We start from the raw sequence: 16,700 nt of genomic DNA on the forward strand, positions 1-16,700 counted from the left end.
ATTATTTATTGGCAAGTAACTTATAAGAGTTTGATTTATATATGTATTTATTCCAATCAAAATTAGAATTTTTTCTCGACACTGAACAAGAAACTTGGAATAGCATCATTGACTCGAGCTTCATATAAACTACCATCACTTTGATTATTTAAACTCTCTTTATAATCTGTACTCAAAATATTACGAGCACTCAGTGTTGTTGCCCAAGCTTTAGGGAAGCGTTTTGTTGCACTAATATCGACATTTACACGTTCGTTACTTGTACGATCATAGGCAAGATTATCTAGAGCACGAGTAAATTCTGGCGTGTAAGTAAGATTAATACTGGTCGCTAACTGCCAAGGCTGGTAATTGTATGAAACGCCTGTACTAGCTGTATAAGGTGCAACATCACTGGCTAAACGAGTATTGTGATCGGTATCTTCGATTTTGGCGCGTACCGTCGATAATTGTCCATTCAACATAAATGAATGACCATTTTCAGTTTGTTTTAAAGCATAACGACCGGAAACTTCTACACCATAGGTTGTTGCTTGGTCTTGATTATATGGACGCTCAACAAAACGTGTACCTTCTTGACGAATCACTTTTTCGATATAGTCATCAATATCTCGATGAAAAGCCGTAATATTTATACCTCCTGTAGTAGTGTTATAACCCAAGGTCGTTTCCAGTGCAGTGATTTTTTCAGGTCGAAGATTGGGATTACCGCCACGGTCTGGGTTATTGATAGAACCTGCATCAGCATCAGTTGAAATGGAAACAGTCGGCATGAGATTGTTACTATTTGGACTTTTATAGGCGCGACTAATATTGGTTTGCAAAGACCATTGATCGTTGAAGTCTAAACGATGTGCAAGCACAGGACTTAGGCTTTGATCACTATAACCGACCAAGCCTGAACGTTCTAACCATTCCTGACGCACACCCACGGTAAGCGTTTGATGTTTTGAAAATTTCAAACTGCCTTCCAAATAAAGTGCATAACGTTGCTCATCTAATGTATCAGCAATATTGCTTGCTAGCTCATTGGCACGCGCATCAAGTCCAAATTTTACTTGTTTACTTTCATCAAACTTGCGTACCCCATCATAAGCTAAACCGTACTCATTCACAGTTTCATCAATATAAGAACTGTATTGATTGGAACGAGTGGATTCAGTTTCATTTTGTTTTTCAATAGACAAGCGGACTTTGTCTGAGTCACCTTTATCTTTACGCTCATAACGGCTGTTTAAACGAATACTGTCATTTTTATCATTTTGAACTTGATTACTGCTAGAGCCATCACTTTCATTCTTACGATAAAAAATTTCTGAAACCAGTTTTCGTTGATCATCAATTTGATATTCAATACGTGGTGCAAACATGGTATTAGTACGATTGGTACTGCGTATTTGTTGGCGTGTACCATTTATATTTTCAATTTCTGTGCTTGTTTTACTGTCATTCCACATTTGATTGGATGAAACACTATAAATCCATGCACCATCACGCCCATCTGCTTGGACACTGATATTTTTACGTTGTTCTTCTTTTTGATCGGATTGGGTGATGCCATATCCTAATTTAACATTGCCACTGATTCGAGCATTGTCTAAGGGTTCTTTTAAAATGATATTGATCACTGCGGATGAGGCAACTGAGGCTTGAGCTACACTAGGTTGTTTGGTGATTTCAATTTGTTCAATCATTTCAGGCGTAATCGAGTCAACAATAGATATACCACCGCGTGGTCCACCTTGCACAGCTTCCCCATTAATCAAAAATACTGGTGCGCCACCACCACGAAAACGCATGCTGCCTGAACCGCTTGATCCACGCGGTCCTTGTCCAAATGTTGGCATTTGAAAACCTGCTGCACGTCTTAAAGCATCATTGACCGATTGATCGCCAAATTGTAGCATTTCTTCACGTGTCACAATGGTTTTAGCGACCGCACTGATATCAGGATCTTTAGCAGGTGTTTGTTCCGCTGCAAAAACCAAGGTTTTTAATTGTTGAGGTGATTCAGTTTCTTGATGTTGAGTCATTTCAATAGTTTTATTTGTAGATATCGTTTCATCATTTGCAAGGCTTGCAGAGGTGATAGCGCATATTGTAAGGCTTAAAGTACTCAATGTACCCCAGTAAAGTTTTCTACGGTGCATGTTGCATCGTTCCATTTATGTAATTTCGCGTAAGATTAGCGCACAATTATGTAGAAATTTTGAGGAAAAGTGCATGGATAAAAAATAAATTTAATACTTAAACTGTTTTATTTATAGCCAACCTGTCAAAAAACTCAGATACAAGAATATATTTTCTCTTAAAAATAGTTTTAGTTAAATCAATTGCTTGGATATAAAAGCATTGCAATGCCACATCTAACATTCAAAGTTTAAATACCGTTGCGTAGGCGATGCCTCACTTTTCGTGGGGATTGCCAAACCTTGCGCTGCAAACAAAGCAGTACTTTGTTTTTGCTCATGTTGGGCGAGGGGTACGTCCTTTACCCCCGCCCAACGGCGATATCCATGTCGCCCCACGTTAGGACAAGCATCTATGATTTAAAAGTATAAAAAACGAATTGATTACCAATCGTTTCTAAAAGTTCACATAAAAACCTCAGCTTCATTTTTGATTAATGACTTGATGAAAATTAATTGTATGAATAATTAAATGGTTTGACTATAAATCAAAAAAAGCCTAATGATTGAAGCATTAGGCTGATGAAATTTCTAAAAATATAACAGGGGATTACCACATCAAATCATCTGGAATAACATAAGCAGCATAAGGATCTTCCTCATCTGTCACTTGTTCATTCTTCTCAGAATTGTTGACAATAATAAATCCATTCATTTTTTCATTGATACGTTCACCCAAAGCTTTGGGTAAAATTGCATACGCATCATTATTATCATGCGCGATCACCAAACTGCCTGAAACTAAAGCATTATAAATTTGCTGATTGATATAGATTTTTTTAATTGAACCATCAATAAATTGATAGACCGCATCGCCATCTGTATCTTTGATTTTATGTTGAGCTATCATTTGGATAATTGAAGCTTTTAAGGCTTTTTCATCTAAAACGCGTTGTTTCTCTTGATTCAGCGCTTGATCTTTACTGATTTTTTCTTGCTTGTCTTGTTCAATTTTAGCTTTAAGCTCAGCTTCATTGCTCTGACCTGTACGTTGCTCATGCTGTGCCTGCTTTGATAATTTCTTTGCTTTTTTATTATCTACTAAGCCAGCTTTGAGTAACTGTGCTTGTAACGCGTTTTTGACCATAACAATAACCAACCATTAAATGTGTTTCGAACCATGCCGAAAATAAATAAACCAATACGTTAAGCTGAGTATTAAACTTAATCCAGCAGGGATAAGGAATGAATTTAATTGTAAATAAGGATGTACTATACTGGCAATCAGTCCACCCAGAATAAATCCGAAAAGAATCAGTAGATGTAGTGTCACACGGCGTTTTTCAATGCCAAGGCCTCTAAAAAAATAACCTAAAGCCAAACCAAGATCCGTTAAAACCCCTGAAAGGTGTGTAGTGCGGATGATCGTACCTTTATAGTGACTGACCATAGCATTTTGCATTCCCATTGCTGTACTCGCCCAAAGCAAAGCATATTTTGGATAAAAAGGAATAAATAACCAGCAAAGGAGAATAAACACACCCACAAGACTAAGTGGAATACCATATCTCCGTTCGAGTTTAAAATTGCTATTTCCTAAAATAAAGCCACTATAACTTGAACCAATGACGTAACTGACAATCACCATAAATAAGTAAAGCACATATTCATATTGTTGATGAATAAGTGCTTGCGCAAATAAACTGGCATTGCCCGTCATATGAGAAATAGATTGATGTAGAACGGTAATTAAACCAAGTACGTTAATTATGCCTGCATTGACCGCAAGCATAAACGCACCTAGTTGAATCCAAACGGGCAAATACTGTAGAGGCATAATTCCTTCTTTTTGTTCATATACGCTGTATATTACTTTTTAGAAAGATCGACTGCTGCTGTAAATAATACATCAGTCGAGGAGTTCAATGCTGTTTCTGTTGAGTCTTGAAGCACACTAATCACCATACCAATTGCAATCACTTGCATTGAAATTTCTGAAGGAATACCAAATAAACCACAAGCGACAGGAATTAACAACAAAGAACCACCAGCAACACCGGAAGCACCACAAGCTGTTACCACAGAGACTACAGATAAGATCACCATAGTGACGATATCAACCTGAATACCAAGCGTATGCACCGCAGCTAGAGTAAGTACAGTAATTGTTACAGCAGCGCCAGCCATGTTAATGGTTGCACCTAGAGGGATTGCAACGTTTGCAGTGGTATCATTTACCCCTAATCGTTTTGCTAAATCAAGGTTTACAGGAATATTGGCAGCAGAACTACGAGTAAAGAATGCGGTGATTCCACTTTCTCTTAAGCATTTTAAAACCAATGGGTATGGGTTTTTACGCATCACAAAACCAACAATTAATGGATTGATGATCAGTGCAACAAAAAGCATGGTACCAATAAGTACAGCAATTAAGTGCGCGTAGTTTTTTAAAGTTTCTAAACCTGCTTGCGCAAATGTCGCAACAACTAAACCAAAGATCCCCACTGGAGCAAAAGCAATCACGACACGAATGATAGCGTTAATTGCATCTGCAACATCTGTAATCACTTGTTGAGTCGTTTCCGAACCGTGACGAAGTGCTGCACCTAAGCCTACCGCCCAAGCTAAAATCCCAATGAAATTGGCTTCATGTAAAGCTGTTATTGGATTGGTAATAAAACTGAGGAGTAAATTTTTTAATACTTCTGCTACGCTACCTGGTGGTTGTAAAGTAACTTCACTTGCATGGGCAAAAATTAAAGTACTTGGAAATATTGTGCTTATCGTAATTGCACTAATAGCAGCCAGTAACATTCCAATTGCATATAATCCAAGGATTGGTTTTAAGTTGCTCGCGCCTTCGCCAACTTTAAAGTTAGCGATAGACGAGAGAACCAAGACAAATACAAGAATTGGTGCAATGGATTTTAATGCTTTAATAAAAAGCTCGCCTAAAATAATGAAATATTGGGCTGAATTGGGGAATAGATACGCAACTATAAAACCAAGAATAATGGCAATAAGAATACGAGTAACTAAACTTAAACGTGCTAGGGCAGCAAACATGTTGAACCTTTATGCCTAAACTGGTCTAAAATCGATGAACAAGCCGCGTATTCTATACCTAAAAGCGAAAACTTAAATAATACAATTTCGCCATAAAAATTAAGATATTAAAAAATATATAGCTTTTTCAGCAATCATAATAAAAAATGTTGATAATTTAAACGATTATTTAACTAAAAGTTTGAGCATCCAATTTATGCATGGCTTGGTAATGCGTTAAATAAATATTTCCACTGAGCTGTTTAATTAAATTGGACTGTTTTAAACGATCCATGACTGGGCCTTTGACTTCTGTGAGATGCATTTGGATTTTTAATTTATTTAAATCACTGTTGATTTCTTCCAAAGTTTCTAAAGCACTTGCATCAATATTACTAATACTTGAGCAATTGATCACTACATGATGTAGTTCTGGATGTTTACTGACTTCTAAAATGATAAATTCCTTTAAGGTATTGGCATTTAAAAAACTTAGATTTTCATCTATACGAATAGACACAATATTGGTACTTGTTAAAACATCATGTCTTGAAATATTACGGAAATGTTGCGTGCCTTCAACTAAGCCAATGACGGCAATATGCGGACGGCTAATACGCCATAACAGCAATAAAAATGTAGAAATAATACCAATAATCAAACCTGTTGATATATCGATACACAATACCCCAAAGAATGTGACCCACATGGCAATTCCATCCGCTTTGGAATAATGCCATGTTTCGACAAAAGGTTTAAAATCAACTAACTTCCAAATTGATACTATAATGGTGACAGCAAGAATAGCCAAAGGAAGCTCTTTAAATAACCCAGTAAAATACAAGCTCACAATTACGATAAAAATTGATGATATAACGCCAGCCATAGGCGTTTTTGCGCCTGCATCAGCATTGACCACTGTACGTGATAAACTGCCAGTCACAGGAAATGCTGATGTGACACCTGCACTAAAGTTGGCTAAACCCAGTGCAATCAGCTCTTGATTACTATTAAGCTCACTACGTTGCTGAAATGCTGTGGTCTGTGCAATAGAAATAGATTCGACAAAACTCACCATGGTAATCATGGCTGCACCAGGTAAAAGCTGGATCACCAAATCCCAGCGCCAGTAAGGCATGGCAATTGGTGGAAATCCCGAAGGAATCTCACCCACAGTTTTGATACCAAATTGGTCTATATGCAGGAAATGTATTAACGCAATCGAAATAAACACCAGAACCAAGGGCAGTGCTTTAACCCAGAATTGAAGATAATTTGAAAATGATTTGCATAACTTTGATTTAAAGAAAACAGGCATGTAAAGCAAAAAGAGTATGGAGCAAACCCCAAAAATCAAAGTTTCAATACTAGTAAAGTTAATGTATTGCCAAATACTTTGGATAAACTCAATAACATTGCCTGATTTTAAAGGTATATCAAGTATAAACTTAACTTGACTAAGTGCGATCAGCACTGCGGAGGCGATGATAAAACTTTTAATGACAGGATGACTGATTAAACGAATTAAAAATCCGAATCTGAAAATGCCAAGTAAAGTTGAAAGTATACCGACAAGAAGTGCCAATAAACATGCAGCTTGAATATAGACTGGTGAGCCTACCTCATATAAGGGTTCAAGTGTTGCAAAGGTCATCATAGAAATCAGTGCTACAGGACCAATAGACAATGTTGGGCTACCGCCAACAATGGCATAGATGATCATGGGTAAAATACTGGCGTATAAGCCTGTCACAGGGGGTAAGCCTGCGACCATAGCATAAGCCATGCCTTGTGGTACAAGCATTGCAATGATGATTAAAGCAGCAAGAAGATCGGCTCTAAATTTAGGAACATTATAGTCTTGGAGCCATTGCCAGACAGGAAGTATTTTACTGAGTTGAACTTTAGGATCAGCCATTTGAATTTCATTAGCATATTTTCATATATATTATGCATAAAAAATGCTAAGAAAAATAGTGACAACTAATTTTTGTATATAAAGTATTGTTTTATTTTAAATTTATCTAATGTTAAAAGAAAAGCTAAATTTGTGGACAATATAAATCATATAATGTTGACAATACCACCGTCATTTTCTGATCTTTAATAGAATAATAAATTTGCTTTCCATCACGGCGCGTCGAAACAACATCACTTTTACGCAACATCATCAATTGTTGAGAAAGGGTGGGTTGGTTGATCTGAGTTTTTTCTTCTATTTGTGAAACATTTAACTCTTCTTGAGCAAGATGGCATAAAATTAATAAGCGATCTGTATTGGCTAAAGATTTTAAAATAGTTACCACTGAAGAAGCTGATTCACGCATTACATCAATTTCAAGATCACTAGACATAGGCAGGTTCTATCCGTTATTTAGCACATTATAACTGTGTCGGAAGTTGTCGTATGGCTTTTAGCATATGTTTTTTGATGAATTTCTAAATCAATTTTGTGAATATATCTTCACATTGTATTTTAATCTTCTACGGAAATAGATTTTCTGTGTTCAATGATGAATAAATAGACAAAAATAAGTGATATGTTAAGATGTAACTACAGCTAAAGTTTATGCTGAGGATATATGACATGACGACATTTACAGCAATGAAGACGACATTACGTGAGGAGGCAACGATTCCAGTGCTTGCTATCGATGCGTTTAGTGCGGCATTTAATCATGCAAGTCAGTCAAACGCTACAATCACTTATGTAAAAGATCAACAGCTGGTCCAACAAAGCAATGGTGAAGTCAAAGTTGTTGAAGATTTATCTTCTGCCTATGTGGTTCCCAAGCTTAAACACAGTGTGTTAAAACGTAAAAAGAAACAAGAGGTGATGGCATAACTTTATATGCGACAGCCGAGAATAAGAATGTTTGCTGGTCCAAACGGATCAGGTAAAAGCACAATTAAAGACTATTTAGCGCCCCATCAGATTGGGGCATATTTAAATGCAGATGAGCTTGAAAAACAATTATCTGCGACTCAAAGTTTGTGCTTAGATGATTATCATCATGATTTATCTAGCGCAGCATTACTGAAATTTTTAAAACAAAAAAAACGTAAAAAAAATGACCAAGTCGTGCCGCTATTAACCTCAAAACCACAAATTGTGGATGGACTCATTATATTTAACCGAGATGAAATCGACTCCTATCTTTGCGCACGCATTATCGATTTTATTCGGATGGAATTTTTAAGGTTAAAAATGAGTTTCACTTTTGAAACTGTGATGTCGCATATCAGCAAAGTTGAGTTTCTACGTGAAGCCCAGAAACAAGGCTTTAAAACATATCTGTACTATGTGGCAACCGTTGACCCAAAAATTAATATTGGACGTGTGCAATATAGGGTTGCTACAGGTGGTCATGCTGTACCAGTGCAGAAAATCTGTGAGCGCTATTACCGTAGTTTAGATTTATTGATGTTGGCAATTGAAGCCTCAGATCGTGCATATATTTTTGATAATTCAAGTCACGGTGAAAAAGCAGCTTTTATTGCAGAGATAGAAAAGGGTGAAGTGCTAAAACTAAATCCTGTTGTAGAGTATTTCCCTAAATGGTTTGTAGACAAAGTATTGAGTGAGTTTAATTAATCTGATGATTATATCTCTTTCATAACCTAAAAATAATCCTGCTGAGTGAAGTATATTGGTATTGAAAGTTCTTTCTTAGTTTTTGAGAAGGCAAGGATAAGAGGGATTTTATTTTGATGCATTGCTTAAAAAGGTCTTATAAAAGAAGTCTATTGGGAAAGTATTAAAAATTAAAATAAATCATAAAATATTGATTTTTAAAAATAAAAGTAAATAAAATTATTCATATTTTTAAATCAAAACTAAAAAAATGCTGTGCAACTCTTTGGTAGAGCATATAGGGATTGTATTTGCAGTTATGCCTTTTATTTGCATATTTCTACATATATTTATCTGAATGATGAAGTTGATTAATTTAAATAATTATATATTATAAAAACATATATTGTATGGGTTTAAAGCAATGCATGATTTTATATTGGCCTTTTGGGGAGGTCTTCTGCTCGGATTTGCTGTGGTTGGCTACCTATTTGTAAATGGTCGTGTAGCAGGGGTAAGTGGTCTAATTGCACAAGTCCTCAATACACACACGATTTTTAAAACCCCTGCTTTGTGGTTTTTGTTGGGATTATTTATCACACCATTTATCTATGGACAGATTTTTAATCCTGAAATTGTGATCCTAACGACAAGCCCAATTTTACTTGTCATCGCAGGTCTATTGGTTGGCTTTGGCACAAGATTAGGCTCAGGCTGCACCAGTGGTCATGGAATTTGTGGGATAAGTCGTTTGTCTAAACGCTCAATTGTCGCAACCTGTATCTTTATGCTGGCTGGATTTATCACAGTGTATGTGATGCGCCATGTGATTGGAGCTTAATCATGAAAAATATCTTTGCATTTATCTTTGGCGGGCTATTTTCTGTAGGTTTAATGCTTTCGGGTATGTCGAATCCAGCCAAAGTCATCGGTTTCTTAGATATATTCGGGCAGTGGGATCCAAGTCTGGCTTTTGTGATGATCGGCGCAATTGTAGTCGCATTTATTCCTTTTCAAAAAGCGATACGAAAACCAGTGACTGTGTTTAATGAAGTGATCGAATTACCAAAAAATACCCAACTCGATACAAAGTTAGTTGCAGGCGCTTTCATTTTTGGTATAGGTTGGGGAATTGCTGGAATTTGTCCAGCACCAGCATTTACATTGATTGGTTTAGGTCATTATCAAGCCCTATATTTTATTGCTGCCATGCTGTTTGGCGTGTTGATTCATCGCAAAGTGACAGGAGCATAATTTTTTATGAATCCATTTGTACAAGATTTTTTTGATGAAGCCAGTAATACCTTTAGTTATGTGGTGGTTGATCCTGCAACTCAATACTGTGCCATTATTGACAGTGTATTGGATTATGATGCGGCATCTGCAACAACATCGACAACACATGCAGACCATATTATTGAGTATATTCAAAAACATCATCTTATAGTGCAGTGGATTCTTGAAACACATGTACATGCAGATCATTTAACAGCTTCGCAATACTTAAAAGCACAGTTAGGTGGTCAAATCGCCATGAGTGAAAAAATTGTGACTGTTCAAGATATTTTTAGTCAAATTTATCATCTTGATTATGAGGCTTTAAAAGCACAGCATTCCTTTGATTATTTATTTAAAGATCATGAGATTTTTAAGATTGGCAAGTTAGAGGCATATAATCTCCCTACGCCTGGTCATACCCCAGCTTGTTTGACCTATGTGATTGGTGATGCAGCCTTTGTTGGTGATACTTTGTTTATGCCTGATTATGGCACAGCGCGTTGTGATTTTCCAAAGGGCAGTGCTGCACAACTTTATGATTCTGTAATGAAAATTTTTAACTTACCCGAGTATACTCGGTTGTATTTATGCCATGATTACCTGTCAGAATCACGCCAAGATTTTCATTGTCAAACAAACATAAAGACCCAACGTGAAGAAAACATCCATATCCATACAGGAGTCACTAAACAAGCATTTATTGCTATGCGGGAACAACGTGATGCTACATTGTCTATGCCGAAACTAATCCTTCCAGCTATTCAAATTAATATGAATGCAGGTCAATTTCCTGAGCCTGAAAAGAATGGTGTTCGTTATTTAAAATTACCTTTAAATTATTTTAGGTAAATTGCTTAAATTAAAATGTATTTATTAAATGATAATGATTTGAATTTTTATTCAATAATTTTCAGATTTAATAATCATGATTTTTTATTTAATTTTTTAAAATAATCTTCTTTAATATGCTTGAAAATTGCGCAATGATTGATTTGATTATGCATATTGTTAAGATTATTAGGAATAAGGGCAGAACTCAATGATGGAATTAAGTTTCTCTAGAAAAATCAAAAGAGAGAGCGGGATTACTGTTATTACAAAAGATAAAATTTATTTATCAATTTGATATTTAAGGATAATTTAAATAAATAAGGATTTGTCATAAATTTGAAACATACTTAAAAACTTAAAAGAATAGATTTTATAAGCTTTATTGTATACAATTTAAACTTATTACTTAAAGTGTGATTTGTGTCACATGACTATTTGAAAAAAATAATGACTCGACGCTTAAGTGATATATGAATCTGTGGTTATTTTAAATACATATAAGTTTGAACGATGGTTTATCTTAATTTTGCGTTGATAGATAGGATTAATTTATGGCAGGCATTTATTTACCTTTGCATTCGAGTTTGAATCAGGTGGATTCGTTTCCAAAGTCTATAAGTCCTCGATCTGCGCAAATTTTGAATGAAGTCAAAAAAGCCTTGGATTTGATACCCCACCTTATCTGGGTGACAAAGTTAGGGATTGGATATTGTAATACACCATTAAAAGAATTTATTGGCGTAGATACTCATCATATTTGTGATTCAGATTGGATTAAATGCTTACATCCAGATGATGCAGAGCATATCTACAATATTTGGATATCAGCGCAAAAAACTGGACAACGTTTTGAAAAAGAATGCCGTATCCGCCATGTGAATGGCGAATATCAATGGTTTTCGTTGATTGCACAAAGTACAGTTTATAAACAACAATTTTTTGATTGGACTATAACCTGTACCAATATTCATGATCGTGTAATGCTATTACGTGAAACCAATGAGTCATTAAAAGCCAATACCGATATGCTTGATGTAAGTGTCGACTGTATTAAAATTATCACACCAGATGGTTATGTTTCACAGATGAATAAATCTGGTTGTATTGCCTTACTAGGGCAAGAAAAAGTAAAAAATTTTGGTATGGAATGGCTTGCACTATTACCACCCGAAGTGCGTGAACAAGGCAAAAAAGCCATTAAAGAAGCTGTAAAAGGCAAGAATTCTAGATTTGCTGGTAAAAGTGTGTTCGGCAACTTAACCATGTATTGGGACAATATTTTAACCCCTGTTATCAATGAAAATGGTCAAACTACTAGCATTTTATGTGTTTCACGGGATATAACGAAACAACGTATTGCTGAAGAAAAATTAAGAGTTATTTGTGAATTTGATGAAATGACGAGTCTGATGAATCGTCGTGCATTTAAAAGAAAGTTAAAATCCTCTATTACTAAAGCCCGAGAGAATCGAAGTAAAATTGGATTATTACTAATTGATTTAGACCATTTTAAGTATATCAACGATACTTTAGGGCATTCTGCTGGTGATCATTTACTTAAAGTCTTGTCGAAGCGTCTCGCACATTGTTTAGATGACAATGCATATATCTCAAGACTAGATGGTGATGAATTTGCAGTAGTGATTGACCATGTGGAAAGTCATGAGCAGATTGAGGCTGTTTCCCAAAAATTATTGAAACAATTGGACGCACCTATTACTTATAGTGGTAAATTGCTCAATGGCGGAATGAGTATTGGCGGTTCAATTTTTCCGCAGGATGCCAAAGATGGTTCAGGTTTATTGAAATGTGCAGATGCTGCTTTAAATGATCTTAAAGAACAAGGTCGTGGTGGTATTCGTATGTTTGGTGTAGACATGTTTGAAATTGCTCAAGGCAAGGCGAAACAATTAATCACAGCACGTCAAATTATCCGTAATAATCAAGTTGAACCATTTTATCAACCTAAAGTGAAACTTGATGATTGCTCAATTATTGGTTTCGAAGCACTATTGAGATGGCGCGATCCAAAGGGAAATGTTTATTTACCAGCGACAGTTGCTGAAGCATTTAATGATTTTGAATTAGCAACCAAAATCAGTGAAACAATGCATGATAAAATATTTACAGATATTTCCCATTGGATCAAACAAGGCTTTAAAGTGTTGCCTGTTTCAATCAATGCTTCGCCTGTAGAGTTTATGCGGGATAATTATGCCGAGATTTTATTGAAGCGCTTAACCCAGTATGCAATTCCACACCATCTTGTTGAAATTGAAATTACTGAACATGTTTTGGCAGACCGTGGCTATGAATATGTCATCAGAGCGTTGAAAAAACTTAAACAAGAAGGCGTTCGAATTGCCTTAGATGATTTTGGAACAGGGCATTCATCGATGACACATATCCGAGATTACCCTGTAGATAGTTTAAAAATTGACTATAATTTTGTGAGTCGTATGCATGAAGAAAAGTCGATTAAAGCAATTGTGGAAGGTATTGCAAAATTAGGTCCAATCCTTTCTTTAGATATTATTGCAGAAGGGATTGAAACAATTCAGCAGCTTGAAAATTTAAGAGCCATGGGCTGTAAATTTGGCCAAGGTTTCTTATTTAGCCAAGCGATTTGTGCTAAACAAGTACAAGAAATGTTGAAGTGATGGGCTTTGGATTATCACCAATGATTAGGTTAAATTGTGTCTTAACTCAATCATTTGTATTCCATACATAAAATATAGAAAAACTTTAAAAAAGGGCTTGAAAAGTCTACAGACTACAGGTATTGTAAATTCAATATAGATTTTTATGAACGACATAAAGATGAAAAAGCAACCTGTAATCGCTACTTCTTATTATTTCTGGCAATTCTTTAGATAATTGCCTGAAGTCGTTCGGGCAATGAATTGGTTGCCCATCAAAGTTAATACCTGATCGGCAACACCGATCAGGTTTTTTTATATCTGAATGTTAAAAATATTTTGAATCAATTAAGTGTAAAGATTTTGGAGAATGTCATGATGAAATTTAACTACGTATACTTTAGCAACTTTTATTGGACTTACTTTGGTCAAGTGAAAAACCTGATCGCCCATTTGAATAGATCCAATACGCTCAAATAAAAGTTCGGACTTTATAGAGTCCAAAGGAATACATCATGAATGCACTAAATATTGCTTTACAACAAAATCAAACCATAGAAACTCAACTCAGTTTACCTTATGAGTTAAAAGAAAAATTTGCATTAAAACATAAGCTCGCTTTACAAATCACTGAGCAACGCCAAACAATTGAAAATATTCTCGATGGTACAGATGACCGTTTATTGGTGATTACAGGCCCATGTTCTATTCATGATGAAAAATCCGCATTGGAATACGCAGATCGCTTAATACAATTACAAGAAAAAGTGTCAGATCAAATCTTTCTAGTGATGCGTGCATATATTGAAAAGCCACGTACAACAGTGGGTTGGAAAGGGTTTTTATACGATCCAAATTTAGATGGATCTGCTGATATGCAATTGGGTTTAGAAAAATCACGCCAATTGTATTTACAAATTATTGAAAAAGGTTTGCCGATCGCCAGTGAAATTCTAAGCCCTATGGCAACTGCATATTTTGATGATTTATTGGCTTGGGGGGCTATTGGTGCACGTACCAGCGAATCACAAATTCATCGTGAAATTTCAAGTCATATGCCTTTTAGTATTGGCTTTAAAAATGGGACAGATGGCTCGATTCAAATTGCTTTAGATGCAATCCAATCTGCAAGTCATCCTCATCAGTTTCTAGCCATGGGCCAAAAGGGATTGCCTTGTCTTGTACATAGTCATGGTAATCCTTTAGCACACATCATTTTACGTGGTTCAAATAAAGGCACAAACTATGATGCAGAATCGATCCAACAGATCCGCCAGCAGCATCAAGGGAAATTACCAGCATTGGTGATTGATTGTAGTCATGGTAACAGCAGTAAAGATCCTTTAAAGCAACCGTTGATTTTACAGCAAATCATTGAAGAAAGACATGTGACCAAGGTACGTGGTGTAATGTTAGAAAGTCATTTGGTAGATGGTAATCAAAAAATCTCTTGTGATATGACTTATGGTCAATCTATTACAGACGGTTGTTTGGGGTGGAATAAGACGGAGCAATTGCTGTTGGATGTTGCAGAGCAGCTTTCGAAACAGGAGTTGTTGCTGATGGCTTAATTAAATGCCTTTATATACTTTATTTAACGACAAAAACAAAAAAGATCAGACTCATCTGATCTTTTTGTGTTTAAACATTATTTTTAAGCATTAGTATTTTAAAAATTAAAGACCAGCTTCATATTCGCTATTGCTGAGTAACTTTTCAACATCTGCAATATTGTCTGGTTTAATTTTATAAATCCAACCTTTGCCATACGGGTCGTCATTCACAAAATCAGGATCATCTTCGAGGGCAGTATTCACTTCTACAACTTCACCAGAAACAGGCGCATGAATATCAGATGCTGTTTTAACGGATTCAACTACACCAGCTTGAGCACCAGCAACCACATGGCTACCCACTTCAGGCGCTTCAACGTAGACTAAGTCGCCTAAAGCATCTTGAGCATGGTCAGAAATACCAGTAATCACAAGATCACCTTCAATTTTTACCCATTCATGTGTAGCTGCATATTTCAAATTTGAAGGATGATTCATAATGACTCCATTAATCAATTTATTTTTGGCACGAGTTATACAGGTTTTTTAATCAAAACAGAAAGCAGAGATACTGATAAACTTATTCATCGAAACAAATAATCGTGATAAATCACATTATAAGTATGGGTCTTTGCGCCAACTACTTGGGCTACGACCACTCCAGCGTTTAAATGCACGACTAAAGTTTGCAACATCACTATAACCGAGTTCATCTGCAATTTGTTCCAGTGTATAGTCTGTACGGGAAAGTAACGATGTGGCATGGCGATAACGTACTTCATCTACCAGTGTAGAGAAAGAAGTACCTTCGGCAGCCAACTGACGCTTTAATGTACGGTCTGACATATGCAGACGATCTGCGACATTTTCAATACTTAAATAATGCTGTTCCGAATGGGTCAAGATATCACGTACACGCATCGCCAAACGACGTCTTTCACCCAAAGCTGAAAGTTCTGCTTCACATTGATTAATCGCAATTTGACTGGCAATCGGGTCAGCATTGACCATTTTTAAGCCCAAGTAGGATTTGTCAAAACTTGCAATGAGATGTGGCTGTTCAAAACGCATATTGTATTGCTTTGCCAGTTTCTCGATGTATTTGTCAAAACCATCAGGTTTGGGAAAATCAAAATCGATATCGCCATGCAAATAATCAATGCCGGTTAAGGCTTTTGCCATGGTCATGATACCAAAGGTTAGCCCCATCACAATTTCTGTGCGCAAAGGTTCGATTTCGATATCACATTGCAATTGAAGTGTGGCTTTTTCACCAAAAGTCGAGAAATACAATTGTAGAAAGGGCATACGCAACTGGATAAAACGGTTGGCTAAAACAAGCGCATCGGTAATATCGTGTGCTGTCATGATGGCATAACCAATAAAGCCATGAATGGAAATACGCATTTGTGTACCGAGATGAAAGCCTAAGGTGCTTTCACCTGTAAGTTTTAATGCATGTTTAATCAATTCATTGGCAAGCGGTGTTGGGATCCGACACTCAGGATCTGCTAACTGTTCACTGGTAAAATTAAAGGGTGCGAAAAGTGTTTCTGCGCTATATCCCCAACGAGAAACAATATCTAGTAATAATAGTCCATAAACACCAGGAATTCCCTGATCTTGGCGAGCTGAGACTGTTTTCATGTGC

Annotated in this window: 15 protein-coding genes; 7 read left to right on the forward strand and 8 right to left on the reverse strand. The window is 36.1% G+C overall.

Annotated elements, in window-relative coordinates; translation table 11 throughout:
- Positions 1-62 precede the first annotated feature (62 nt).
- The 6 genes from AC2G3J_RS09205 to AC2G3J_RS09230 form a co-directional block, all read right to left on the reverse strand.
- Entirely contained in the window at positions 63-2,150 is a 2,088-nt protein-coding gene (locus AC2G3J_RS09205) for a TonB-dependent receptor plug domain-containing protein (protein WP_483770988.1), read from the reverse strand.
- A gap of 589 nt (positions 2,151-2,739) precedes the next feature.
- A complete protein-coding gene (locus AC2G3J_RS09210) occupies positions 2,740-3,276 on the reverse strand; it encodes a DUF2058 domain-containing protein (RefSeq protein ID WP_336951005.1) in 537 nt (178 codons plus the stop codon).
- A gap of 15 nt (positions 3,277-3,291) precedes the next feature.
- A complete protein-coding gene (locus AC2G3J_RS09215; RefSeq protein ID WP_336951006.1) occupies positions 3,292-3,966 on the reverse strand; it encodes a YoaK family protein in 675 nt (224 codons plus the stop codon).
- Positions 3,967-3,998: 32 nt separating this feature from the next.
- Positions 3,999-5,195, reverse strand: a complete 1,197-nt coding sequence (gene sstT / locus AC2G3J_RS09220) for a serine/threonine transporter SstT (protein WP_419327249.1) — start codon at positions 5,193-5,195, stop codon at positions 3,999-4,001.
- A gap of 169 nt (positions 5,196-5,364) precedes the next feature.
- Positions 5,365-7,092 carry a SulP family inorganic anion transporter gene (locus tag AC2G3J_RS09225; RefSeq protein ID WP_336951008.1) on the reverse strand — a complete coding sequence of 576 codons (1,728 nt, stop codon included), beginning with the start codon at positions 7,090-7,092 and terminating at the stop codon, positions 5,365-5,367.
- A 124-nt stretch (positions 7,093-7,216) separates the two neighbouring features.
- Entirely contained in the window at positions 7,217-7,528 is a 312-nt protein-coding gene (locus AC2G3J_RS09230; RefSeq protein WP_336951009.1) for an ArsR/SmtB family transcription factor, read from the reverse strand.
- Between the two features lie 233 nt (positions 7,529-7,761).
- Here AC2G3J_RS09230 and AC2G3J_RS09235 point away from each other — a divergent pair, with 233 nt between their 5' ends.
- The 7 genes from AC2G3J_RS09235 (at position 7,762) to AC2G3J_RS09265 (ending at position 15,067) form a co-directional block, all read left to right on the forward strand.
- Positions 7,762-8,019 carry a hypothetical protein gene (locus tag AC2G3J_RS09235; protein ID WP_303576033.1) on the forward strand — a complete coding sequence of 86 codons (258 nt, stop codon included), beginning with the start codon at positions 7,762-7,764 and terminating at the stop codon, positions 8,017-8,019.
- A 6-nt stretch (positions 8,020-8,025) separates the two neighbouring features.
- Positions 8,026-8,769, forward strand: coding sequence for an ATPase (locus tag AC2G3J_RS09240; RefSeq protein ID WP_336951010.1), 744 nt, complete (start codon positions 8,026-8,028; stop codon positions 8,767-8,769).
- 403 nt (positions 8,770-9,172) lie between these two features.
- The gene (locus AC2G3J_RS09245) at positions 9,173-9,589 is read left to right on the forward strand and encodes a YeeE/YedE family protein (protein WP_419359712.1); all 417 of its coding nucleotides are present in this window, start codon (positions 9,173-9,175) and stop codon (positions 9,587-9,589) included.
- 2 nt (positions 9,590-9,591) lie between these two features.
- A complete protein-coding gene (locus AC2G3J_RS09250; protein ID WP_419359711.1) occupies positions 9,592-10,002 on the forward strand; it encodes a DUF6691 family protein in 411 nt (136 codons plus the stop codon).
- A 6-nt stretch (positions 10,003-10,008) separates the two neighbouring features.
- Positions 10,009-10,875: an MBL fold metallo-hydrolase gene (locus AC2G3J_RS09255; protein WP_419359710.1), complete on the forward strand. Its 867-nt coding sequence runs from the start codon at positions 10,009-10,011 to the stop codon at positions 10,873-10,875.
- A gap of 533 nt (positions 10,876-11,408) precedes the next feature.
- Positions 11,409-13,517 carry a sensor domain-containing protein gene (locus tag AC2G3J_RS09260; RefSeq protein WP_336951016.1) on the forward strand — a complete coding sequence of 703 codons (2,109 nt, stop codon included), beginning with the start codon at positions 11,409-11,411 and terminating at the stop codon, positions 13,515-13,517.
- Positions 13,518-14,011: 494 nt separating this feature from the next.
- Positions 14,012-15,067: a 3-deoxy-7-phosphoheptulonate synthase gene (locus tag AC2G3J_RS09265; protein WP_483770989.1), complete on the forward strand. Its 1,056-nt coding sequence runs from the start codon at positions 14,012-14,014 to the stop codon at positions 15,065-15,067.
- A gap of 105 nt (positions 15,068-15,172) precedes the next feature.
- Here AC2G3J_RS09265 and gcvH read toward each other — a convergent pair whose 3' ends face one another.
- A complete protein-coding gene (gene gcvH / locus AC2G3J_RS09270; RefSeq protein WP_419327245.1) occupies positions 15,173-15,547 on the reverse strand; it encodes a glycine cleavage system protein GcvH in 375 nt (124 codons plus the stop codon).
- A gap of 117 nt (positions 15,548-15,664) precedes the next feature.
- The gene (locus AC2G3J_RS09275; RefSeq protein WP_004720255.1) at positions 15,665-16,696 is read right to left on the reverse strand and encodes an AraC family transcriptional regulator; all 1,032 of its coding nucleotides are present in this window, start codon (positions 16,694-16,696) and stop codon (positions 15,665-15,667) included.
- Between the last annotated feature and the right edge of the window lie 4 nt (positions 16,697-16,700).

This window comes from Acinetobacter legionensis, from assembly GCF_057165765.1.